Origin of the sequence: Promicromonospora sp. NPDC023805, from assembly GCF_040639635.1 — a bacterium.
Classification (GTDB): Bacteria; Actinomycetota; Actinomycetes; order Actinomycetales; family Cellulomonadaceae; genus Promicromonospora.
In genome coordinates, this window is the sequence record NZ_JBFAAH010000011.1 from 1 (window position 1) to 22,510 (window position 22,510).

General features: G+C 71.0%; 23 protein-coding genes and 2 tRNA genes. 5 read left to right on the forward strand and 20 right to left on the reverse strand.

What is annotated here, in order from left to right:
- Positions 1-128: 128 nt before the first annotated feature.
- Together aztD and AB0F70_RS12685 are read right to left on the reverse strand one after the other, a co-directional pair.
- Complete coding sequence (gene aztD / locus AB0F70_RS12680) at positions 129-1,403, reverse strand: zinc metallochaperone AztD (protein ID WP_357448373.1); 1,275 nt, start codon at positions 1,401-1,403, stop codon at positions 129-131.
- 134 nt (positions 1,404-1,537) lie between these two features.
- Positions 1,538-2,410 (reverse strand): alpha/beta fold hydrolase, encoded by an 873-nt coding sequence (locus tag AB0F70_RS12685; protein ID WP_357448375.1) that lies wholly within the window; start codon positions 2,408-2,410, stop codon positions 1,538-1,540.
- Positions 2,411-2,513: 103 nt separating this feature from the next.
- On the opposite strand from AB0F70_RS12685, the gene AB0F70_RS12690 reads away from it, so the two are divergent.
- Positions 2,514-3,116 carry a TetR/AcrR family transcriptional regulator gene (locus AB0F70_RS12690; protein ID WP_357448377.1) on the forward strand — a complete coding sequence of 201 codons (603 nt, stop codon included), beginning with the start codon at positions 2,514-2,516 and terminating at the stop codon, positions 3,114-3,116.
- Here AB0F70_RS12690 and AB0F70_RS12695 read toward each other — a convergent pair.
- From AB0F70_RS12695 to AB0F70_RS12710, 4 genes are all read right to left on the reverse strand, one after another.
- Positions 3,113-3,739 carry a DUF6518 family protein gene (locus AB0F70_RS12695; protein WP_357448379.1) on the reverse strand — a complete coding sequence of 209 codons (627 nt, stop codon included), beginning with the start codon at positions 3,737-3,739 and terminating at the stop codon, positions 3,113-3,115. The genes AB0F70_RS12690 and AB0F70_RS12695 overlap by 4 nt on opposite strands.
- 125 nt (positions 3,740-3,864) lie before the next feature.
- Positions 3,865-5,058, reverse strand: coding sequence for a sulfotransferase (locus AB0F70_RS12700; protein WP_357448381.1), 1,194 nt, complete (start codon positions 5,056-5,058; stop codon positions 3,865-3,867).
- A 99-nt stretch (positions 5,059-5,157) separates the two neighbouring features.
- On the reverse strand, positions 5,158-6,087 hold the full coding sequence (locus tag AB0F70_RS12705; RefSeq protein WP_357448383.1) for an MFS transporter: 930 nt from the start codon (positions 6,085-6,087) through the stop codon (positions 5,158-5,160).
- A gap of 73 nt (positions 6,088-6,160) precedes the next feature.
- Positions 6,161-6,808, reverse strand: coding sequence for a GyrI-like domain-containing protein (locus AB0F70_RS12710; protein WP_357448385.1), 648 nt, complete (start codon positions 6,806-6,808; stop codon positions 6,161-6,163).
- 181 nt (positions 6,809-6,989) lie between these two features.
- On the opposite strand from AB0F70_RS12710, the gene cyoE reads away from it, so the two are divergent.
- On the forward strand, positions 6,990-7,940 hold the full coding sequence (gene cyoE, locus AB0F70_RS12715; RefSeq protein WP_357448387.1) for a heme o synthase: 951 nt from the start codon (positions 6,990-6,992) through the stop codon (positions 7,938-7,940).
- Between the two features lie 9 nt (positions 7,941-7,949).
- Here the strand turns inward: cyoE and AB0F70_RS12720 are convergent, their stop codons facing one another.
- The 3 genes from AB0F70_RS12720 to AB0F70_RS12730 form a co-directional block, all read right to left on the reverse strand.
- A complete protein-coding gene (locus AB0F70_RS12720) occupies positions 7,950-8,783 on the reverse strand; it encodes an HAD family hydrolase (RefSeq protein ID WP_357448389.1) in 834 nt (277 codons plus the stop codon).
- A gap of 247 nt (positions 8,784-9,030) precedes the next feature.
- A tRNA-Ala gene (locus AB0F70_RS12725) sits at positions 9,031-9,103 on the reverse strand.
- Positions 9,104-9,225: 122 nt separating this feature from the next.
- On the reverse strand, positions 9,226-9,852 hold the full coding sequence (locus tag AB0F70_RS12730) for a superoxide dismutase (RefSeq protein WP_357448391.1): 627 nt from the start codon (positions 9,850-9,852) through the stop codon (positions 9,226-9,228).
- A 215-nt stretch (positions 9,853-10,067) separates the two neighbouring features.
- Between AB0F70_RS12730 and AB0F70_RS12735 the strand changes: the two genes are divergently transcribed.
- Complete coding sequence (locus AB0F70_RS12735) at positions 10,068-11,714, forward strand: alpha/beta hydrolase (RefSeq protein WP_357448394.1); 1,647 nt, start codon at positions 10,068-10,070, stop codon at positions 11,712-11,714.
- A 55-nt stretch (positions 11,715-11,769) separates the two neighbouring features.
- Here AB0F70_RS12735 and AB0F70_RS12740 read toward each other — a convergent pair.
- The 11 genes from AB0F70_RS12740 to rplU form a co-directional block, all read right to left on the reverse strand.
- A tRNA-Ala gene (locus tag AB0F70_RS12740) sits at positions 11,770-11,842 on the reverse strand.
- 125 nt (positions 11,843-11,967) lie between these two features.
- Entirely contained in the window at positions 11,968-12,633 is a 666-nt protein-coding gene (locus AB0F70_RS12745; protein WP_357448396.1) for a histidine phosphatase family protein, read from the reverse strand.
- Positions 12,630-13,067: a ribosome silencing factor gene (rsfS, locus tag AB0F70_RS12750; RefSeq protein ID WP_357448398.1), complete on the reverse strand. Its 438-nt coding sequence runs from the start codon at positions 13,065-13,067 to the stop codon at positions 12,630-12,632. The genes AB0F70_RS12745 and rsfS overlap by 4 nt, the downstream gene beginning before the upstream one ends.
- Entirely contained in the window at positions 13,064-14,257 is a 1,194-nt protein-coding gene (locus tag AB0F70_RS12755; protein WP_357448400.1) for a hypothetical protein, read from the reverse strand. The genes rsfS and AB0F70_RS12755 overlap by 4 nt, the downstream gene beginning before the upstream one ends.
- The gene (gene nadD, locus AB0F70_RS12760) at positions 14,250-14,864 is read right to left on the reverse strand and encodes a nicotinate-nucleotide adenylyltransferase (protein ID WP_357448402.1); all 615 of its coding nucleotides are present in this window, start codon (positions 14,862-14,864) and stop codon (positions 14,250-14,252) included. The genes AB0F70_RS12755 and nadD overlap by 8 nt, the downstream gene beginning before the upstream one ends.
- 44 nt (positions 14,865-14,908) lie before the next feature.
- Entirely contained in the window at positions 14,909-15,061 is a 153-nt protein-coding gene (locus AB0F70_RS12765; RefSeq protein ID WP_165827280.1) for a hypothetical protein, read from the reverse strand.
- 125 nt (positions 15,062-15,186) lie between these two features.
- A complete protein-coding gene (locus AB0F70_RS12770) occupies positions 15,187-16,539 on the reverse strand; it encodes a glutamate-5-semialdehyde dehydrogenase (RefSeq protein ID WP_357448405.1) in 1,353 nt (450 codons plus the stop codon).
- A gap of 58 nt (positions 16,540-16,597) precedes the next feature.
- Positions 16,598-17,773 carry a glutamate 5-kinase gene (gene proB / locus AB0F70_RS12775; RefSeq protein WP_357448661.1) on the reverse strand — a complete coding sequence of 392 codons (1,176 nt, stop codon included), beginning with the start codon at positions 17,771-17,773 and terminating at the stop codon, positions 16,598-16,600.
- A gap of 109 nt (positions 17,774-17,882) precedes the next feature.
- Positions 17,883-19,403 carry a GTPase ObgE gene (obgE, locus tag AB0F70_RS12780; RefSeq protein WP_357448407.1) on the reverse strand — a complete coding sequence of 507 codons (1,521 nt, stop codon included), beginning with the start codon at positions 19,401-19,403 and terminating at the stop codon, positions 17,883-17,885.
- A 202-nt stretch (positions 19,404-19,605) separates the two neighbouring features.
- Positions 19,606-19,863, reverse strand: coding sequence for a 50S ribosomal protein L27 (gene rpmA / locus AB0F70_RS12785; RefSeq protein WP_357448409.1), 258 nt, complete (start codon positions 19,861-19,863; stop codon positions 19,606-19,608).
- A 78-nt stretch (positions 19,864-19,941) separates the two neighbouring features.
- A complete protein-coding gene (gene rplU / locus AB0F70_RS12790) occupies positions 19,942-20,250 on the reverse strand; it encodes a 50S ribosomal protein L21 (RefSeq protein WP_357448410.1) in 309 nt (102 codons plus the stop codon).
- Between the two features lie 297 nt (positions 20,251-20,547).
- On the opposite strand from rplU, the gene AB0F70_RS12795 reads away from it, so the two are divergent.
- Together AB0F70_RS12795 and AB0F70_RS12800 are read left to right on the forward strand one after the other, a co-directional pair.
- Positions 20,548-21,147 (forward strand): protein-L-isoaspartate O-methyltransferase, encoded by a 600-nt coding sequence (locus tag AB0F70_RS12795; protein ID WP_357448412.1) that lies wholly within the window; start codon positions 20,548-20,550, stop codon positions 21,145-21,147.
- A gap of 284 nt (positions 21,148-21,431) precedes the next feature.
- Positions 21,432-22,469: an acyl-CoA desaturase gene (locus tag AB0F70_RS12800; protein WP_357448414.1), complete on the forward strand. Its 1,038-nt coding sequence runs from the start codon at positions 21,432-21,434 to the stop codon at positions 22,467-22,469.
- Positions 22,470-22,510 lie beyond the last annotated feature (41 nt).

Consider the following 22,510-nt stretch of genomic DNA (forward strand, 5'->3'; position numbering starts at 1 on the left):
GGGGGCGGGTCGTGGAGGCGGGTGGGGTGCAGCGGCCGGCCGAGCGTACCCCGCCCGCCTCCCGCGTCTTCGTCGGGGGGGGGGGGGGGGGGGCGCCCCCCCCCCCCCCCCCCCACCACCGTCTTGCGTCAGTGCTTGTGCGCCTCCGTGCCCAGCACGCCGCTCAGCTCGTTCGGCGTCACGCCGAGGTCCGCCGACTTCCACACCTCGCCGGTCTCGACGTCGACCGCGTGGATCGAGTCGGTCGCCGGGTCGGTGACGTACACGGAGCCGTCCAGGGCGAGGATCGCCGGACGCGGGTCCTGCCACTCGATCGGCTCCTCCCACTCGTCGATCACGGGGATCGACTTGGTCACCTTCGCCGACTCGGGGTCGATCACGTGGATCTGGCCGTCGGTGCCGAGCACGAGGGCCTCGCCGTCGTCACCCCGCGCGAGCGAGCGGAAGGTGTAGGACGACGGCAGCTCGACCAGCTCGTGCTTGCCGCTGCGGGTGTCGATGATCGACACCCGCGTCGGCCGCTCCAGCTCGGCGTCCTTGTCCGTCTTGTAGTCGCCCAGCACGAACGGCGACGCCTCGGTGCCCGCCTGGTTACCGATGCGGCCGTAGCTGTCCGGGGAGTCGACCTTGGTGATCTTGCCGTCCTTGTAGACCACTGCGCCGTCCTGGCAGCCGATCACGACGGCCTCGTCGGCCGCAACGGACTCGCCGTGCACGCCAGGGCACTCGTCGGAGGCCGCGATCTCCTTGCCGTCGCCGTCGAGCACCCGGATGCCGGTGCGCGCCTCCTCGGTGCCCTCGGAGACGACCAGCGTGTCGTCGGTCAGCTCGACCGCCACGCCGTGATGGGGCGACGGCGTCGTGTACTCGTGTACTGCCGTGTCGGCGTCGGCGATGTGCTCCGAGTCGATCACGCGGACCTCGCCCGTGCCGTCGTCGAACAGCGCGGTGCGGCCTTCGTGGACCACTACGTGACCGGGCTCGACGGCGTCGTAGGCGACGTCGGTGAGCGTGGGCTCCGCGGTCCAGTAGTGGGAGTGGTCGCCGTGCGCCTCGGCCCAGGTGCCCAGGTCGAGCGCCTGGAACTTGCCGCCGGTCGAGACGAGCAGGTGGCGCTCGTCGCCGGCGGGGTTGAGTCGGTTGAAGCCCTCCAGCTCGAGGTCGCCGACGGGTTCGAGGCTCATCGCGTCGAGCACCAGCACACCGCCGTCATACGTGACGGCGACGCGCGGCGTGCGCGACTGCACCTCGGTGGCGTCGGTCGCCTCGTGCTCCTCGGCCCCGGCGGAAGGGGACTCCGAGGCGGAACCCGTGGCTCCGCCGTCGGCCGCGCAGGCGCTCAGCAGGAGCAGGGACAGCGCGGCCCCCAGGCCTGCGGCTGTACGAGTGGTGTGTCTTTTCATCTTGGTGGGGCGGTCCGGTCGGGACCACCCGCTCCTTCCTTCTAGAATGACAATCATTCTCGGTACTGGGAGAGAGTGAACCAGAAATGAGAACGATTCTCAAACAGCGTCCGTAGGCGCAGCCCGCCCGGACGTCAGCCGACGTCGTGCCGCGCCACGAACTCGACGACCCGGGCCGTGACGAGGTCGGGAACCTGTCCGCGCACGCCGTGCCCGCTCCCGGGGTAGATCTCGACCTCGGCGGTCGGCAGACGTTCGGCGAGACGCCGCTGGGCGGTGAGCGGTTCCGAGAGCACCGACGCACCGCCGTAGACCGTCAGGAGCGGCGGGGCGAACGACTCCAGCTCGGCATCCTTGAGCGGACGCGCCCAGCCGGCCGCGATCCGGTACCCCTGGGCGGCCTTCGCGGTGGCCCGCTCGGCGTCAGTCATGGTGACGCCCGGCGTCAGCCACTCGCCCATCCTGCGCCAGCCCTCGTCGGTGGTGTCGCCGCCGAACCGGATCATCTTCAGCAGGGCACGCCAGGGCGTCCTCGCGATCACCCCGTTCGGCTCGATCAGTGACACACTCGCCACCCGGTCCGCCGCGTGCAGGCCCACGAGGGTCGCGTGCCAGGCGCCGGACGACTCGCCCACGACGTGGGCACGGTTGAGACCGAGCCCGTCCAGCACCGCGGCGAACCAGACCCCGTAGTCGGCGTCGCCGGCCAGCGGTGCGGTCTGCACGCTGCGACCGGCCGCCCCGATGGTGTCCAGCGCATGGACGGCGCGGTCCTGGGCCAGCCCTTCGACCACCTGGTGCCAGTGCAGGCTGCTGCCGAGCACGCCCGCGAGCAGCACGAGCGGCGTCCCGTCACCGGAGCCCGACCGCCGGACGTGCGTCGACCCGAACGGGGTCGGGACGTCCGCGAGGACCGCGGGGACGGGCCAGAGCTCCGCCATCGCTTCGTACGCGCGCAGATAGGTCTCGCGTGCCGCGTCGCTCTTGAACCTTCCGACCTTGGCCATCGGACCCTCCTCGTCTTGGTGGTATGAACATATCACCTATGCTGGTTGGCACATACCATGAAGAGAGCCGCCGGTTGGTGGCCACACGAGAGAGCGGGACCACATGCCGAAGCTGGCCGACCACGATCAGCGGCGGACGCAGATCACGGACGCCGCGCGCCGCGTCATCGCCCGCGACGGCCTCGGGGCGGCCACCTTCCAGTCCGTCGCCGCGGAGGCAGGCATCTCGGTGCGGCTCGTGCAGTACTACTTCGGCACCAAGCGGCAGTTCCTGCTCGCCACCCACCACGCGGTGGTGGCCGACGCCGGCACGCGGTTCACCAGTCGGCTGAGCACTCTCGGTGCCGATCCCCGCCCGCACGAGGTGATCCGGGCGATCCTCACCGAGCTGCTGCCGGCGGACGCCGACCGGCGGCGGGACACGGTGGTCCTGAACTCGTTCCACGCCGCGGCGCTCACCGAACCCGACGTCGCCGCGGAGGACACGCTGGGCGCGCCGCGCTTCCTCGTCCGGGCGATCGCGGAGCAGCTGCACCGGGTGCGTGAGGACGCGACGCCGTCGGCCGAGCGAGCCGCCGAGCTCGACGCCGAGCTGATCGTGGCCGGTACGAGCGGCCTGGTCCAGACGCTCCTGGTCGACGACGGCGCCGAGGCGCGGGTCGTCGAGCTCCTCGACCGGCTCCTCGACCGGATGGTCCCGGCCTAGCCGAGACTTGTGTAGGCGACGTAGAACGCCACCGCGACGGCAGCAGTGCCGCCGACCGCGAGCGCCACCGGTAGTGCGCCCCGGATGCGGCGTACGAGCAGGCCGGCCACGAGCACGAGCCCTGCGACGCCGATCAGCGTCCAGTAGACGGGGCTCGTCGTATCCGCGACAACGGTGAGCCCGTAGATGCTCTCCCCCACTGCGATGCCCGCCAGCAGCGCCGCGCCAAGGGCTGCGCGGACGCCGGTGGCCCGCAGCCACGATGCCGCGACACCCACGAACGGGCCGACCACCACTCCCACGGCGGAGAAGAGCAGCGGGTCGTACACGAGTCCGCGCACCTGCGACGCGACCATGTACCCGAGGACGAGGAGCACGAAGCTCACGGCCCCCAGCACCGCCGCGGGTCCTGTGCGCGCCCGGGACCAGTACACGAGCGCCGCCGTGAGCACGGTCCAGCCGCTGGCCGAGTTCGCGAAGGAGGTGAGCTCGTCCGGCAGGAACCCCTGCGCGTAGGACGTCAGGCCGCCCAGCAGGAAGCTCAGGAGCACGGCGATCGTGAGGCGCACGGCCGGGCGGGAGAGCGTTGCGGGACGAGGTGGGGCGTGGTCAACCGTGGTCATGACAAGAATCTAACGACCGGCACCGTTCCCCGACATCGGACCCAGGGAGGATCGTCGTCGTACCCAGGGTGGACATGACGACGGTCCCGACCGACCTGCGGCGCAGGCTTGGCGCGATGCGCCGATCAGGCCGCGCAGTACCGGTCCGAGTAGTCGCCGAACGCGGCCCCGACGTCCGCCGGCGTCAGCCCGTACCGGGACAGCTCGTACTCGTGCGAGCGCCCCGGACGCGTGCGCGCGAGGACGGCGTCCAGGTTTGCCGCGTCACGGTCCGTCCACGTCGCGCCGATCCGGTCGTAGAGCTCCGGCATGCGCGCGTGCGGTTCGGTGGCGAGCCAGGCGTAGGGAACGTCGACGAACGACGTCGCCGGGGCCTCGGCACGTGCCCGACGCGCCTGCTCGACGGCCGAGGCCTGCAGGTCCAGCCACGTCCGCCCGATGGCGTGCGGGTCGGGACGGCGGACGTGCAGCGCCTGGGTGGTCTCCACCATCGAGCACACCGACCCGACCGCCGCGACCGGGTCCCGGTGCGTCCAGACGATGGTCGTGCCCGGGAACACCGCGAGGAGCTCGGGCAGGTGCGCGAGGTGCATGGGCGACTTGAGCACCCACCGGCTGCGCGGGCGGCCGTGCTGCAGCACCTGGACCGCCTGCTTGAGGTAGCCGTAGTCCGGCAGGTAGTGCCTGCTGCGCTGCCAGCGGTCGTAGTCGGGCATGTCCGCCCGCGCCAGGTGGGAGCTCCCGTGGGGCAGCAGGTAGTTGCACTCGTCGGGCTTCTCGGCGTCGAGCGGGTGGATCACCCGGAACGCCGGGGCGAGCCGCATGAAGGCGCGCGCCATCTTCCGGGTGTCCTCGATGTGGGCCCGCCGAGCCCCTTCGCCCCGGTCGATATCGGTGAACAGCAGCTCCCACAGGGCCGGACCGCGATGCCCTTCCGAACCGGCGATGATGTTGTGCGCCAGCGTCGTCGCGGTCCTGGGCAGCCCGACGATGACCACAGGGTCCTCTATCGGCTCGTCCTCGATCTCGGGAAACTGATGGATCAGGCGGTCGATCCGGAGCCGGTTCTCCAGGCGGACGCCGACGTCGGAGACGACGCTCTGCCAGCCCATCGGGCTCAGGCCGGGACACGCGGCGAAGGAGCGCAGGAGAAGTCGGAGATCATCGACGAACTCCGGGACCGCCGCCGCGTCCGCCCTCGTCTTCCGCTCCGCCTTGAGCACCAGCGCGTCGAACGTTCGGTCAGGTGCCCGCATCCCGGCGGTCGCCGGGCGCAGCAGGACGTTCAGAGCGCTGGTGGCGAGCGAGGTGCGTCGCACGACGACTCCTCCGAAAAGATGCGAGGCGAACGGGCCGGTCTGAACGTTTTGTCCACAGTAGTTCGACCCGGGTCCACGGTCGAGGTATCTCGGTCGGCACTACCGACACGTGCGCCGAGCAGCACGGCGGAGCGCCACGGCCGCTGCAGCGCTGACCAGCAGGCCGCCCGCACCCGCCACGACAAAGGTGATGCGGGCATCGGTCGCGGCGAGCAGCAGACCGCCCAGCGCGTAGGAGAGCCCTGCGGCCAGGCCGATGGCGCCGTAGAGCGTGCCGAACGCCTGGCCGAGGACGGCAGGCGGGACTATGCGCTGCAGGTGGGTGTTGACGCCGACGTCGAGCGCCGCGATGCCCGCGCCGCGCAGGGTCTGGAGCACCATGGCGGCGGCTATCGAGCCGGCCAGACCGGTGACCAGGTTGCCCGCGCTGCTCACCACGAACCCGACGAGCAGCAGTCCCAGGGCCGGCCAGCGTCCGCCCACGCGGCCGAGCAGCAGGTAGCCGAGCAGGGGAAGCCGCGCCAGCACGACCGCGGAGACGGCGAAGGTCGCGACGTCGACGAGCAGGACGCCGCGGATCCCGCTCGACGTGAACAGCGCCGCCGCGATCAGCGGGCCGAGGGCTTCGAGCCCGTAGGTGCCGACACCGAGTGCGGAGTTGGCGGCCTCGAGGTCGTCGTCGTCGACCATGCGTGGCACGGCGCTGCGCGAGGCCGCGATGAAGGTGGTGGCGCCGATCCCCCGGGCGGCGACCAGGATCAGCAGGATCGGGAGCGGCGGCAGCGCCACGGCTGTCGCGAGCACCAGGAGCCCTTGGACCACCTCGCAGGCGATCATCACCCTGCGGAGCCCGAACCGGTCGCTGATGAGGCCGGCCACCGGGCCGAACAGGCCCGGCACGCAGTCTCCGGCCAGCAGGAGCAGCGCTACCGCGATGGCGGCGCCGGCCTCGGCCTGGAGGTGAACCAGCAGCGCCACCAGACCGAGGGAGTCGCCGAGGACCGACACGGCACGGGCCGTCCACAGCACCCGGAAGTCACGGTTGTGGCGGAGCAGCCGGAACGCGCCGCCCCGTGGCCGCGTGGCGCTCTCGTCCGAGGGCTCAGCCAGGGTCCTGCGCCAGCCCTGGACCGGACGGCGCGACCGGCTGCCGGAGGATCGTCCGCCGCTTCTCGGGTGCGACCTTGCGCACGTCGCTGAGGTAGATCTCATGGTGCTTGCCCACCATGCGGAGCCCGTTGCCCGGGACGAACTCGTCGTGCATCCGAGCGAGCACGTCCGCCTCGTCGTCGAAGGTGCCGACGTGCAGCGTCTGCACGCACCGCCCCTCGGACAGCGGCTCCAGGCGGAGGTCCTCGAGCCGGGCCGGAGGCCCCTTCGTCCCGGCCTGCGCGACGGCGGCGGTGAACATGTCCTCGACTATCCAGTCGGGCTGCATGATCATCAGGGTCCAGTCCCAGCGCGCCTTGTCCCGCTCGGCGGTGAAGGAGCTCATGTCCTCGGCCCACCACTGCCCCTCCAGCGGCATGACGACGAAGTCGCGCCCGAGGTTGCGCTTGGCCGCGAACTTGAGCGCGTACGCCACCGGGTAGAGCGCCTCGACCGCCTCGGCGAAGGCGGGCGAGGTGTTCGGGTCCCCGTGCCCGTCGATCATGAGGTACTGCAGGTCGGGGACGTCGAGCAGGCGGAACTGACCCACCTTCGCCCGGTAGGCGTCGAGGTCCTTCTTGAGGTCGGCCTTGTCCGTCATACGGCACCTGGGCTCGCCGGTGAGCCGCGCCCTTTCCATCTCAGAGGGGCTTGCAGAGGCTTGCAGAGCACCAGTGAACCATCCGGCGGCGCCCGCTCACGTAGGCTGAGCCGGTGGATCCGAGAACACCCCTCAGCTCGATCGGCGGGTTCTCCCGTGTAGCGGTCCGGACACACGCCGGATGACCGCGATCAAGCAGCCCCCGACCCTCACCGGCGTCGACGGGACCGACGGAGCACTCGCGGCCCGGGCTGACGGCACGACCTTTCGTGACACGCTCACGCGCTACTACTCCCTGACGAAGCCCGGGGTGCTCTACGGCAACGTGCTGACGGCGGCCGCGGGCTTCCTGCTCGCGAGCCGTGGGCAGGTGGACCTCTGGCTGTTCGCCGCCCTCGTCGTCGGCACGACGCTGGTGATCGCGTCGGCGTGCGTGCTCAACAACGTGCTCGACCGCGACATCGACGGCGTCATGGACCGCACCAGGAAGCGGGCGACGGTCACCGGCAGCATCGGGGCGCGGCCTGCCGTCGTCTTCAGCGTGGTGCTCGGCGTCGTCGGCATGGCGATGCTCGTCGCCTGGACGAACTGGCTGGTGGTCGCCGTCGGGCTCGGCGGGTTCGTCGTCTACGTCGTGCTCTACGGGATGCTCTCGAAGCGCCTCTCGATCCACGGCACGCTGGTCGGCAGCGTCTCGGGAGCCGCACCGATCCTCGCCGGGTACGTGGCGGTCTCCGGTGTGGTCGACGTCGGCGCGGTGCTCGTCTTCCTCGCCGTCTTCCTCTGGCAGATGCCCGAGTTCTACTCGATAGCGATCTACCGGCACGAGGAGTACGCCAGGGCGGGCGTCCCGGTCATCTCGGTGGTCCGGAGCATCCGGAACACGAAGATCCAGATCCTTGCCTACACGGTGGCGTTCGTCGTCTCGACCCTGCTCCTGCCCGTGTTCGGCTATGTCGGGATCGTCTACACCGTGGTGATGGGCGCGGTCGGCGCCTACTGGACCTGGCTCGGCATCACCGGGCTCCGGGCGGACGACGACGACCGCTGGGCGCGACAGATGTTCCGGTTCTCGCTCGTGGCCGTCCTGGCGCTCTGCCTGATGGTCTCGGTCGGACCGGTGCTGCCCTGACGGCGAGGCCTATCGCACACCTGCGATCGAGCGCAGCACATCCACCACGCCGTGCTCGGTGATGCTCCCGCACACCTCACCGGCCGCGCACCGGACCTCGGCCGGCGCGTTCCCCATCGCCACCGCGCGAGCCGCCCACTCGAACATCGGCAGGTCGTTGTGGCCGTCACCGACCGCGATCGTGTGCTCCGGGGCAATTCGTAGGCGACGACGAACACGTTCCAGGGCGGTCGCCTTCGAGAGGCTCGGCGCCGTCAGGTCGAGCCAGTCACCGGGCTCGGTGGTCGAGCCCAGCGTGACGGTCACGTCGAACCAGCCCAGCTCCGGCCCCAGCCGGGCGACGTCGGTCGCATGCACGACGGCGCGCGTGGTGGGCGCGGCCCACAGGTCAGGTGCCCGCCCCACGACGTGCTGCCGGCCGTTGAGCAGCCCGTCCGGGAACAGGGCGCTGACCTCGTAGCCCTTGCCCAGGACCTCGGTCGCGAGCAGCGCGTCCGGGACCGCGTCGCGGGCCCGCTGCAGTACGCGGCCGGCGTCGAACCGCACCGCGTCCTCGACGATCAGACGGTGCTCGCTGATCCGCGCGGTCACTGCACCGTTGGAGCAGATCACGCGGCCTTGACGCAGCCCGAGCCGCTTGACGATCGACGCCACCCCGACCAGCGACCTGCCCGTCGTGATCACCACGTGATGGCCGGACGCGACCGTCGCCTGGACTGCTGTCACCGTCGCGTCCGGGATGTGCCCGTCCAGTGCGAGCGTGCCGTCGATATCGAGCGCCACCAGGCGCGCTGTAGAGGCGAGCGGCGTCGTCGGTGACGCCGTGCTGGCTTTCTCGGTCACGGTCTTCTCCCGTAGGGGCGGGTTCTGGAGCGCCCGGCGCCGGGGGGTCTGCGTCGGTATGACCAATCTCGCCCCGGTAAGGGGGACGCCGTAACCGCGTTCGGAGGCCATCTTGGGGACATTTCAAATGTCCGGAACGTGTCCGACTGATCCGAGATTCGATCCTGAGCCGGTGAACTCATAGCGAGAGGCCATCCCTTCCTCCCTGTTACAGGATTCCGGAATGGCCTCTGACCTGATGTCTCGGTGGAGCTGGGGGGACTCGAACCCCCGACCCCCTGCATGCCATGCAGGTGCGCTACCAGCTGCGCCACAGCCCCGAAAGGGTGTTCGCCCAGGTGGGCGAGCGCCGTCAGTCTAGACCGATTCGGCTGCTGGAGCCAAAGCGAGCCGTCGCTGCCCGACGCCGCCCACCAGGGCGACCCTTCACCGTCGCGCCCGGTCACGCCGCGGTGATGAGGCTTCCCGTCGTGGCGCGCGCTCGGTCGAGCCGGCCGGCGACGTCGGACCAGTTCGCCAGGTTCCAGAACGCCTTGACGTACTCGGCCTTGACGTTGAGGTAGTCCAGATAGAAGGCGTGCTCCCACATGTCGAGCATCAGCAGGGGCGTGACGCCCAGCGGCACGTTCGCCTGCTGGTCGAACAGCTGGAACACCAGCAGCCGCCCGCCGATGCTGTCCCAGCCGAGCACCGCCCAGCCGGAGCCCTGGATACCCGTCGCCACTGCCGCGAAGTGGGCCTTGAACGCCGCGAAGCTGCCGAACTGGTCGGTGATGGCCGCCCCGAGCTCGCCGTCCGGCTCGCCGCCGCCCTCGGGTGAGAGGTTGTGCCAGAACACCGTGTGGTTGGTGTGCCCGCCCAGGTTGAACGCCAGGTTCTTCTCGTGCAGGTTCACCGCGGCGAGGTCGCCGCTCTCCCGGGCGCCGGCCAGCGCGTCGAGCGCGGCGTTGGCGCCCGCCACGTACGCGGCGTGGTGCTTGTCGTGGTGCAGCTCCATGATCCGCCCGCTGATGTGCGGCTCGAGCGCCGCGTAGTCGTAGGGCAGGTCAGGCAGGGTGTAGACAGGCATTTCCGGTCCTCTCATCGCAAGATGTCGATACGTCCGACGCTAGAACCTCAACCCTGGTTGAGGTCAATGACGGCGACACCGGCGGGACGGTGATCGTCGACACACCCGCCGTCGGCGCAGTGACCCCGGTCACAGCACTTGACCCTGTTCCTGGAACACGGTCTGGAGTGGGTCTCGCACGTGCCGAGCAAGAGCGACCGGACGAGGGGTGCGAGATGTATGCACGACGGATGATCAGGGCCGGGCTGGCCCTGGCGGCGACGGCTGGGCTCGCCGGATCGCTGCTGGCCGCGCCGGCCGCCGGTGTCGAGGAGCGGACGAGCGGACCGGACTGGGGAGCCTGTCCGGCGGACATGCCTGACGCCGCGCGGGCGCAGCTGGAGTGCGCGACGGTGCCCGTACCGCTGGACCACGACAGGCCCGACGGTACGGCCATCGAGATCATGATCTCCCGGCTGGCGAGCACCAAGCCCGCCGACCGCCAGGGCGTGCTGCTCCTGAACCCTGGCGGGCCTGGTGGCTCGGGGCTCTCCCAGCCGGCCGACATGAGCGCGCTGGGCATGCCGTCGACGGTCCTGGGCGCCTACGACCTGATCGGCATGGACCCGCGCGGCGTGGGCCACTCGGCGCCGGTGAGCTGCGGCTTCACGGTCGAGCAGAACTACCCGGGCAACGTCCCGCGATACGCCGAGGACGCGGCGGGAGTGACCGAGCAGGCCAGGTTCGCGCGGGAGATCGCCGACCAGTGCGCGGCCAACGATCCAGAGGGCCGTATGCAGCACATGACGACGGCCAACACCGCGCGCGACATGGACCTGATCCGGGAGGCGCTCGGCGAGGAGAAGCTCAGCTTCTACGGCGCGTCGTACGGCAGCGCGCTGGGCGCCGCCTACGCCTCGCTGTTCCCCGAGCGGGGCGGCCGGATAGTGGTGGACAGCAACCTCGGCGCGACGTCGCTCGACCGGGGCAGCCTGCGCAGGTTCGGGCTCGGCATGGAGGACCGCTTCCCCGACTTCGCTGCCTGGGCGGCAGAGCGGCACGACAGCTACGGGCTCGGCCGGACACCCGGCCAGGTGCGGAAGAACTTCGTCGCCCAGGCGGACCGCCTCGAGCGCCGGCCCGTCGGAGGGATCGACGGCGGCACCTTCCGGTTCTACATGTTCGTCGCGGCCTACGCCGACAGCAGCTTCCCGATGGTCGCGCAGCTCTGGCAGTCGCTGGCCGACGCCGACGCGGCGTCCGCCGGCCGGTACGCGGAGAAGCTGGCGCCCGCCGCGGGCGGGCCACGCGCGACGGACGCCGTCCAGCGGCCGGCCGGTACGACGGCGACCCCATCGCCCTACGACAACACCTGGGCGGCTTTCCTCGCCGTCACCTGCAACGACACCGACTGGGCCGAGGGCGTCGGCACCTACCGGCGCGCCGTCGCCGTCGACCGTGAGCGGTACCCGCTGTTCGGTGCGGCGGGGGCGAACATCACGCCGTGCGCGTACTGGCACAACGACCCGGTCGACCCGCCGGTGGAGTTCGCCGACGAGGGGCCGGAGAACGTCCTCGTGCTGCAGAACCTGCGGGACCCGGCGACGCCGCACCGCGGCGGCGAGATCACGCGCGAGGCGTTCGGCGACCGGGCCCGGCTGGTCAGCGTCGACAGCGGCGGCCACGGGGTCTACGTCTACGACGACAACCCGTGCGCGCTGAACACCACCACGCGGTTCCTGCTCAGCGGCAACCTGCCGGGGTCGGACGTCTTCTGCGGGGCCTCGAAGGCGTCGGGCCTCGCGCTGGACGACGCCGGCCAGCGCGAACGCGCAGAGACCCTGGTCCGGCTGGACCGCGAGCCGGGATCTACCTGGCGGTAACCCCCCGGCGCGACAACGAACGAGAGCCCGGCCGATGGCCGGGCTCTCGTATCGGTGGAGCTGGGGGGACTCGAACCCCCGACCCCCTGCATGCCATGCAGGTGCGCTACCAGCTGCGCCACAGCCCCGAATTGGTCTCCCCCAGCCATCCGGCCGGGCGAGCGTCGTTAGTCTATGCAGACCGACGCCAAGGACCAAATCAAAACCCGCGTGCGCTCGATCACGCCGGCAACCCGCCGAAGAACTCAAGCAGCTACTGCCGGGCCTCCGGCCCTGACTGCCAGGTGTCGAGCGGGTATCCGGCGCCCACGTTGTGCGCGACCAGCCGCCATGCCGGTGCCGCGCCCGGGGCGGACGCGTGCAGGTGCGACCAGTGCACGTTGTGCAGGCCGTGCAGCCCACGCCACGTAGCCGGGTCGAGGCCCAGCAGGCGGGTGATCGCCTGGGTGATCGCCGAACCGTGCGAGACCACCACCAGGGTGTCCCCCGCGCTCAGCGCCGCGGCGTGCCGCAGCACCGCCTCTTCCATCCGGCGGGCGACCACGTCCTTCGGCTCGACCCCCTCGACCGGCGGCTCGCCGCCGCTCCGCCAGACCGCGTGCTCGTCCGGCCAGCGCTCAGCGATCTCGGCGTCGGTCATGCCCTCCCAGATGCCGAACGAGCGCTCGCGCAGCCCGGCGTCGGTCACGACCTCCTGGCCCACGTGCCGCGCGTAGGCGGCTGCCGTGTCCCGGGCCCGCCCCAGGTCACTGGCGACCACGAGGGAAGCCTTGTGCGACGCCGCGAGGGCCGTGGCGCCCTGCTCCGCCTGCCACCGCCCGACCTCGTCGAGCGGGATGTCGATCTGACCCTGCAGCCGCAGTCCCGCGTTGTACGCGGTGCGCGCATGGCGCAGCAGCACTACCGTCCCAGCTGTCACCGGCGCGAGTCCCCCGCCAGGTAGATGGCGCCGTCGTCGGGGTCGCTGTACTCGCCGGTGTCGCCGCCGCCCTGGGCGTCCTCCGGGAGGTCGATCGCCGGGCAGTCCTTCCACAGCCGCTCGAGCGCGTAGTACGTGCGGTCCTCGGCGTGCTGCACGTGCACGACGACGTCACCGAAGTCGATGAGCACCCAGCGCGCCTGGGCCTTGCCCTCCCGCCGGATCGGCTTGACGCCCTCCTTGAAGAGCTGCTCCTCGACCGCGTCGACGATCGCCGAGACCTGACGCTCGCTCGCACCGGACGCGATGAGGAACACGTCGGTGAGCACCAGCTGCTCGCTCACGTCGAGCGCGATGATCTCCTGCGCCTTGACACTGCTCGCGGCTCGCGCAGCGATGATCGCGAGCTCTGTGGCCCGCTCCGTAGCGGTCATGCCGCATCTCCTCCGTTGAAGCCGGGCAACCTGCCCGACAGACTGCCCAGCATGGCGGCCGCCTGATCCGCATCGATACTGCTGTCGCCCTTGAGCACCAGGTTCCAGATCAGGAGGCCCAGCACGAACGCCACGACCACCAGGATGATGTAGTGCAGCCAGGTGTACTGCGGACCCTCGTCCTCCTCCTCGTCCCACTCCTCCTCCACCTCACGGCGGGAAGAACGGGACGGAGCGGCGGGGCCGGCAGCGAACTGGCCACCGGGTGCGCCAGGGAACTGCTGTCCAGGACCACCCACCGGGCCGGAGCCCGGGCCACCCGCACCGGGACGCCCGGGGAACGGGGAACCGGGGGCCTGGGGCGCGCCGCCCGGCGGCAGCGACTGCGGGGCCGCCGGGGCAGCCGACTCCCAGGGCAGCGCGGGCGCGCCGGCCGCCATCGGGCCGCTGGTCGGGCCTCCGGCCGGCGGGGCAAGACTCCCGGGACGCTGCTGACCGAGGCCCGCAGGCGCTCCGGGTCGCGTCCCGAACGGTGACGGCGGGCCCGACGGCGACTGGGTGGGCCCGGAAGGAGGGGGACCCCACTGCGCCGTCTGGCCGGGGTCGCCGGGCCTACCGGCAGCCGGGGGCATGCCGGGACCGGGGCCCTGCGGGGCGCTCTGCCCGCCGAACCTGCCCGAGCGACCCTGCTGCGGGGCGGGCGGCACGGGCGCGGCGGACGGGCGGGCGCCGAACGGGCTGGGCGGCCCGCCCTGCGGGCCCTGTCCGCCTGGGCCTTGTCCGCCAGGACCCTGCTGGCCGGGCCCACCGGGGCCCGAGACCTGCTGGCCACGACCGGGAGCAAAGCCACCGGGACCGGACGGCGCGGCACCCGGCCGGCCCTGCCCGGGCGCACCGGCGCCGTACGGCGGCGGGTTGCCACCAGGCTGCTGCACGGGTGTCAGGCGACCGGTCGCGTCCACACCGCGCGAGCCACCTGTCGCCTGCGGCGGCCGGGCGACCGGCGGGTTCTGCGGCGCCCAGCCACCCTCGGGCGCGGGCGCGGGCGCGCCACGGTGCGGAGGCTGCTGCTGCCCGCCCTGGGGCGGATAGGCGCTGCCACCGGTACCACCTGCGGCTGCAGCCGCAGCGGCAGCCTCACGCTCGCGAATCTCGCGGCGCGTCATGGGACGACCATTGTTGTCACTCATCGTGAAGACCTCGATACAGTCCGTGCTTGGCGATGTACTGGACCACGCCGTCAGGCACCAGATACCAGACCGGCAACCCCTCCTCGGCCCGACGACGGCAGTCGGTAGAGGAGATAGCTAGCGCAGGCACCTCGAGCGTCGTCACGCCGTCCCGAGGAAGCCCGTCAACGGAGAGCTTGTGCCCTGGCCGTGTGACAGCGACGAAGTGTGCCATGTCCCACAGCTTCTCGGAATCCTTCCACCGAAGAATCTGCTGGATGGCGTCCGCACCAGAGATGAAATAGAGGTCCGCCTCCGGCCGCTGCTGACGCAGATCCCGGAGGGTGTCCACCGTGTAGGTGAGGCCCGCTCGGTCGATGTCGACGCGGCTCACCGTGAAGCGGGGGTTCGACGCCGTCGCGATCACCGTCATGAGATAACGGTGCTCGGCCTGGGTGACCCGCTGCTGCTGCTTGAATCCTGGTCGGCCCGTGGGGACAAAGACGACTTCGTCCAGCCCCAGGTGGGCGACCGCCTCGCTGGCGGCCACGAGGTGGCCGTGGTGGATGGGATCGAACGTACCGCCCATCACCCCGATGCGCGGCCTGCTCCCAGTAGGGGCACTCATACCGTGGGTGCACTCATCTGGTCGTCAGGCTCCCGTCAGGCGAATCAGTGTCGGTTGCCGACGTTGCGGAACGCGTACGTGACGACCAGCGCGGCCACGAGGGAGCCGAAGGCGATCAGGCCGAGGACGATCGGTGCGATCGGCTCGTTGGCGTGCTCCGTAGCGGCCTCGGCGGCCAGGACAGCGTTGTGCAGCACGGGGGTTCCTCCCGGTCGGACGTGCTCAGGTGGGCTTTAGTCTCTCACGGACGAATTGCGGCCTGTACATCGTGGCACTGGGCCGCAAGGAGATCCTGGGGAAATCTCCGGACGCTGACGGGCCGTCACGGTTTGACGTGCCCGTCGCCCGTCACCACCCACTTCGTCGTGGTGAGCTCGGTCAGTCCCATGGGACCACGAGCATGCAGCTTCTGCGTGGAGATGCCGATCTCGGCACCCAGGCCGAGCTCGCCGCCGTCGGTGAACCGGGTGGACGCGTTCACCATCACCGCAGCGGAGTCGACCTCCGCGACGAACCGGTCGGCCGCCGCGATGTCGCGCGTCACGATCGCCTCGGTGTGCCCGGAGGACCAGGTGCGGATGTGCTCGATCGCCTCGTCGAGGGACGGCACCACCCGGACGCCGAGCTCCAGCGCGAGGTACTCGGTCGCCCAGTCCTCGTCAGTCGCGGGAACCATGTCGGCACCGGCCGGGGCAAAGGTCATGGCCGCCGGGTCACCGTGCAGCACCACACCGGCGTCGGACAGCGCGGTGAGCGCCGCCGGGAGGAAGCCGGCCGCGGCGTCCTCGTGCACGAGCAGCGTCTCCGCGGCGTTGCAGACGCCTACCCGCTGGGTCTTGGCGTTCATCACGATCGCAACGGCCATGGCGACGTCGGCGGTCGCGTCCACGTAGACGTGCACGTTGCCGACGCCGGTCTCGATCACGGGCACGAGGGACTCGCGGACCACCGTCTGGATGAGGTCGGCGCCGCCCCGGGGGATCAGCACGTCCACGAGGCCGCGGGCGCGCATGAGCGCCACGCCGCCGGCCCGGCCGTGCGCGTCGATGGTCTGGACCAGGTCGGCCGGCAGGCCCTGCGCGACGAGGGCGTCCCGCATCACCGCGACGATCACCTCGTTCGACGCCGCCGCGGCGCTCCCCCCGCGGAGGATCACCGCGTTGCCGGACTTCAGCGCCAGGCCCGCGGCGTCGACCGTGACGTTGGGACGGGCCTCGTAGATCATGCCGACCACACCCATCGGGACGCGGATCTGGCGCAGGCGCAGGCCGTTCGGCAGGGTCTGCCCACGCACCACCTCGCCGACCGGGTCGGGCAGGCCCGAGACGTCGCGCAGCGCGTCGGCGATCTGCGCGATCCGCTCCGGGGTCAGCGCGAGCCGGTCCAGGAGCCCGTCGGACATCCCGTTCGCGCGTCCTCGCTCCAGGTCCTCGGCGTTCGCGGCGACTATCCGGTCCGCGGCGGTCACCAGGGCACCCGCGATCGCACCGAGCGCGGCGTCCTTCGTCATGCGGTTCGCCGTGGCGAGGGTGCGCGACGCGACCTTCGCGCGCCGGGCGACGTCGCGCACCGCGGCGGTGACGTCCACCTCCGCGGCGCCCGACGGCGGCGGCGTGGCCGCCCCGGGAGTGTCGCCTCCGGTACGCGTCGCCTCGTCCTGGCTCACTGTCGTCATGCGTCGAGAGTACGTCGGACGGGGCCGATCACGGAGGGCGAATCCGCGGTGCGGACGCTCACGAGGACGGAAGCGCCTGCTGGCCCGTCGGCCGGTCGAGCACCAGGTCGTCCCGGTGCACGACCACGCGGTCGTACCCCTCCCCCAGCTCCTCGCGGAGCGTGTACGTGGAGCGCCCAAGGAGCGCGGGGAGGTCGCTCGCGTCGAAGGCGACGAGCCCGCGCGCGACCACCGTGCCGTCCGGCCCGACGAGCTCCACCGGGTCACCCGCGTCGAACTGGCCCTCCGCCTTCGTGATCCCGGCGGGCAGGAGCGAGGCGCGGCCGCCGAGAACGGCTCGCGCGGCGCCGGCGTCCAGGTGGAGGCGGCCCTCCGTGCGTGCCGCATGCGCTATCCACAGCCGGCGCGCCGACGTGCGGCGTCCAGTGGCGGAGAAGAAGGTGCCGACGTCGTCCCCGGCGAGGGCTGCCGCCGCGTTGCTCGCGAGCGTCAGGACGGTGGGGACGCCCGCACCGGTGGCGATCCGCACCGACTCCAGCTTGGTGACCATGCCGCCCGTGCCGACGGAGCTGCCGCGCGCGGTCACCTCGACGCCAGCGATCTCGGCGAGGTCGTCGACCTGCGGGATGCGCCGGGCACCGGGGCGCGACGGCGGCGCGTCGTGCAGCCCGTCGACGTCGGTCAGCAGCAGCAGCGCGTCGGCCCGCACGAGGTGCGACACGAGTGCGGCCAGGCGGTCGTTGTCGCCGAACTTCAGCTCGTCGGTGGTGACCGCGTCGTTCTCGTTGATGACCGGCACGACGCCGAGCACGAGCAGGCGCTCGAGGGCCCGCTGCGCGTTCCGGTAGCGGGCGCGGCGGACGGTGTCCTCGGCGGTGAGCAGGATCTGGCCGATCTGGATCCCGAACGCCGCGAACTCCTCCTGGTACCGGCCGGCGAGCTGGCCCTGGCCCACCGACGCCGCCGCCTGCATGGTGGCGAGGTCGCGCGGCCGCGAGCCGAGACCCAGCGGGCCGATGCCCGCCGAGACCGCGCCGGAGGTCACCAGCACTATCTGGGTGCCGGCGGCCTGCCGGGCGGCCAGCACCTCGACGACCCCGCGCAGCGCCCCGACGTCGAGGTGCCCGTCCGGGCCCGTCAGGGACGACGAGCCGATCTTCACCACCACGCGGCGGGCGCCGGCGATCACGGACCGGGCGCTCGGGGCGTCCTGGGGGCTGGCCGAAGGTTCGATGGAGCTCACTCCCCCATCCTCGCCGGATTACCGCCCGCGACGCGCGGTCATTTCACGCACCGGTCACGCCCGCCCCGCCGAGGTAGCCATGACTACCTCGGCGGAGTGGTTACTCGGCGTCCGGGTCCGTCCAGTGGCCGGCCTCGCGTTCGGTCCACAGCTCGCGCCGGGCCTCGGTCTTGGCGTCCATCCGCTCGTTGAACTCCCGGCGCTTGTCGCCACGCGTCGGCCGGTCGTTCTGCTCGAGGCGCAGGTCGGTGCCGCGTCCGCCGAGCAGCTCGGGGCCGGTCTGCAGCGTGGGCTCCCAGTCGAAGACGACGGCGTTCTTCGGGTCGCCGATACGCACCTCGTCACCGGCGACGGCGCCTGCCTTGAACAGCCCGTCCTCGACGCCGATCTTGGCGAGCCGGTCCGCGAGGAAGCCAACGGCCTCGTCGTTGTTGAAGTCGGTCTGCTTGACCCAGCGCTCCGGCTTGGTCCCGCGTACCTCGAACCAGTAGCCGGTCTCATCGCCACCGAGGCGGCGCACGGTGAACCTGGCCTCGTCGACGGCGCGCGGCCGCAGCACGACCGGGGCAGGCGCGGGCGGCGGCGCCGCGGCGCGGGCCTTCTCCACGGTCTCGGCCAGCGCGAACTTCAGCTCGCGCAGGCCCTCGTGGCTGGCGGTCGAGATCTCGAAGACGCGCAGCCCGCGCTCCTCGAGGTCCGACTTCACGAACTCCGCGAGCTCGCGGGCCTCCGGCACGTCGATCTTGTTGAGCACGATGAGCCGGGGGCGCTCGTTGAGCGGCACCCGGCCGCCCTCGAGGCCGATGTCCCCGGCGTACTTGGCGAGCTCCTCCTCGATCACGTCGAGGTCGCTGATCGGGTCACGACCGGGCTCAAGGGTGGCGCAGTCGAGCACGTGCACGATCATCGCCGTGCGCTCGATGTGCCGCAGGAACTCCAGGCCGAGGCCCTTGCCCTCGCTCGCACCCGGGATCAGGCCCGGGACGTCCGCGACGGTGAACCGCGACTGGCCGGCCTGCACCACGCCGAGGTTCGGCACCAGGGTGGTGAACGGGTAGTCGGCGATCTTGGGCCGGGCGGCGGAGATCGCGGCGATCAGGGACGACTTGCCGGCGCTGGGGAAGCCCACGAGCGCGACGTCGGCGATCGTCTTGACCTCGAGCTCGATCTCGGCGGCGTCACCCTCCTCGCCGAGCAGCGCGAAGCCGGGGGCCTTGCGCGTGTGCGACGACAGCGCCCGGTTGCCCAGGCCGCCCTTGCCGCCCGCTGCGACGACGTACTCGGCGCCGTCGCCCACGAGGTCGGCCAGGACGTTGCCGTCCAGGTCCTTCACGACCGTGCCGTCAGGCACCTTCAGGATCAGGTCGCCGCCCTTGCTGCCGTCCTTGTCGCCGCCCATCCCCTGGGTACCCGACGTCGCCCGACGGTGCGGCGAGTGGTGGTACTCGAGCAGGGTGGTGGTGCTCGCGTCGACGACCAGCTTCACCGTGCCGCCGTCGCCACCGTTACCGCCGTCGGGCCCTGCGAGGGGCTTGAACTTCTCGCGACGGATCGAGGCGCAGCCGTTCCCGCCGTTTCCCCCGGCGGCATGAAGCACCACCCGGTCTACGAAGCTGGCCATGTCTCGATCCTCTCAAAAACTGCTCAGGCAGAGCAGCCCTGCACGGGCCGCTCAAGAAAAAAGCGAAGGGGGCACACCGTCACCAGTGCGCCCCCTTACGCGGAAGCCGGTACTCAGGCGTCATTCATGACGCCTGACCCTGCGGTTGCGCTACGGGCGAGTGCCTCGTTCCTCGGCCCTCACCCTGCGCTTCACCTCCGGCTCAGGCGTCGACTGTCACGATGTCGATGACCTTGCGGCCACGACGCGCACCGAACTGAACGGCGCCGGGGGTGAGGGCGAACAGCGTGTCGTCCTTGCCGCGGCCCACGTTGATGCCGGGGTGGAAGTGGGTGCCGCGCTGGCGGACGATGATCTCGCCGGCCTTCACGACCTGGCCGCCGAAGCGCTTCACGCCGAGGCGCTGGGCGTTGGAGTCACGACCGTTGCGCGAGGAACTCGCGCCCTTCTTGTGTGCCATCTCAGGACCTGTCTTTCGGGACGAAGTAGAAGAAGAAGTATCTGGATCACGCGCGGGCCGCTAGGCCCGCAGCGGAAGTCACTTGATGCCGGTGACCTTGAGCCGGGTCAGCGACTGACGGTGACCCTGACGCTTGCGGTAGCCGGTCTTGTTCTTGAACTTGAGGATCACGATCTTCGGACCCTTCTCGTCCCGAACGACCTCGGCGGTGACCTTGACCTTCGCCAGCTTCTTCGCGTCGGTGGTCACCTTCTCCCCGTCCACGAGCAGGAGGGCCGGGAGCTCGAGGGTCTCACCGGGCTTCGCCTGGACACGGTCCATGACGACGATGCTCCCGACGGACACCTTCTCCTGACGGCCACCAGCCTTGACGATCGCGTACACCACGTTCAACTCATCTCTCTAGTCTTGGCGTGCGCGCACGACGGAATCCACCGGCTTTGCTGTGACTCGCTCCGCCGCAGCGGTCGAGTGCGATGCGCCATGGGCACGCAGGACGGGTGCGCAGACAGCACACCGAAGCACTAGGTTACGCGACGCCCTCGACGGGTTCAAACCGACGGGCGGGTGGCCTTGGCCACGCTCTGCCGCGGCCCCTCCGCCACAAACCGGTCACCCGACCTCCCCGGCGGGCACCTGGCGACCTTGATCGGCCTGTGCCTACCCTGGGATCGGGTGATCCCGATGGCCTCTGAACCGGTAGCAGTGCACGACGACATCGAACGCGCCATGCGCGCGGTCCCCCGCCGGGAGTTCCTGCCGCGCTCCCAGCGGCCGCTCGCGCACGAGGACCGGCCGCTGCCCATCGGGCGTGGGCAGACCTCCTCGCAGCCCGCGACGGTCGCCGCCATGCTCCGCCTGCTGCGCGTACCGCTCGGCGCGCGCGTGCTCGACGTCGGCTCGGGCTCCGGCTGGACCACCGCACTGCTGGCCTATCTCGCCGGGCCCCAGGGCTCGGTGCTCGGCGTGGAGCGCGACAGCCGGCTCGCCGAGTGGGGCGCGGCCAACGTGGGACGCACGGAGATGAGCTGGGCGAGCATCGAGCAGGCCACGCCCGGCATGCTCGGACATCCCCGGCCCAACGGCTGGGACCGGATCCTCGTCTCTGCCTCGGCGCCCGCGCTGCCGCGGGCCCTGGTGGACCAGATCGGGTACGGCGGCCGCATGGTCATCCCCATCCGGACCACGCTGCTGCTCATCGAGCGGCTGCCCGACGGACGCACCCGTGCGACCGACCACGGCGGGTACCGGTTCGTGCCACTCATCCAGGATCCCGAGCCGTGAGCGAAAATCCGTGCAAAGCGGATTTTCAATGCCAATTCGGAATGGAATCGACAAGCGTAGGTCAATAGATCGTCTAAAGGCCTTCGCGAGGCGTCCACATCTGCCCCTCGCGACCGTAACCTACGGTCCCGTAGGCTCCTGGGTATCTGCGCGATGGACGAAATCGTCCGATTCCCCGACTGAGAAGTCGACACCGAGCATGTGAGGACCACATGGCCCAAGCTGCCCCCCTCGTCCGTGACGGTTTCCGCCCGACGAAACCGCGCGACCCCAATGCGCAGCCGGTGACCAGCACCTACTCGTCGCTGGCACGCACCGTGCGCGACGCCGGACTGCTCAACCGGGCGCACCGCTACTACGCCTGGACCCTCGCCGCGCTCACCGTCGCGCTCGGCGGGATCATCACGGGCTTCGTCCTGCTGGGTGACTCCTGGTTCCAGCTCCTCATGGCAGGAGCGCTCGGCCTGGTGCTGACGCAGTTCGCCTTCGTCGCACACGAGGCGTCGCACCGCCAGGTCCTCGAGTCCGGTCGCCGGAACGACCAGCTGGGCCGCTTCCTCGCCAATACCGTGGTCGGCATCAGCTACTCGTGGTGGATGAACAAGCACACCCGGCACCACGCGAACCCGAACCGGGTCGGCAAGGACCCGGACATCGCGAACGACACGATCGCCTTCACCGAGGAAGGTGTCCGCCAGCACCGCGGGCTCAAGCGGTGGATCAACCGCTACCAGGGCTGGCTGTTCTTCCCCCTCCTGACCCTTGAGGGCCTGAACCTGCACGTCATCTCGATCCAGTCGCTGTTCCAGGGACCGCCGGAGACGCTTCGGTCCCGCGTGGGCGAGCTCGTCACCATCGCCGTACGCCTCAGCGTGTACGTCGCGATCCTGTTCCTGGTGCTGCCGCTCGGTATGGCCTTCGCGTTCCTGGGTGTCCAGCTGGCCGTCTTCGGCGTCTACATGGGTGCGTCGTTCGCCCCGAACCACAAGGGCATGGCGATCATCCCCGCCGACAGCAAGCTCGACTTCCTCTCGAAGCAGGTGCTCACCTCGCGCAACATCCGGGGCGGCCGCTTCATGAACATCCTCATGGGCGGGCTCAACTTCCAGACCGAGCACCACCTGTTCCCGAGCATGCCGCGGCCGCACCTCATCAAGACCGCCGAGATCGTCCGGGAGCACTGCGCCAACCTCGGCATCCCCTACACGGAGACGACCCTGGCGCACTCGTACCTGCTCGTCGTCAACTACCTGAACCGGGTGGGGCTCGCGGCACGCGACCCGTTCGACTGCCCGGAGTACCACTCGCTCCGCAAGGTCTGACCTTCGGGGCAGCAGCAGATCTTGCCGCGCCCAAGGGCGCG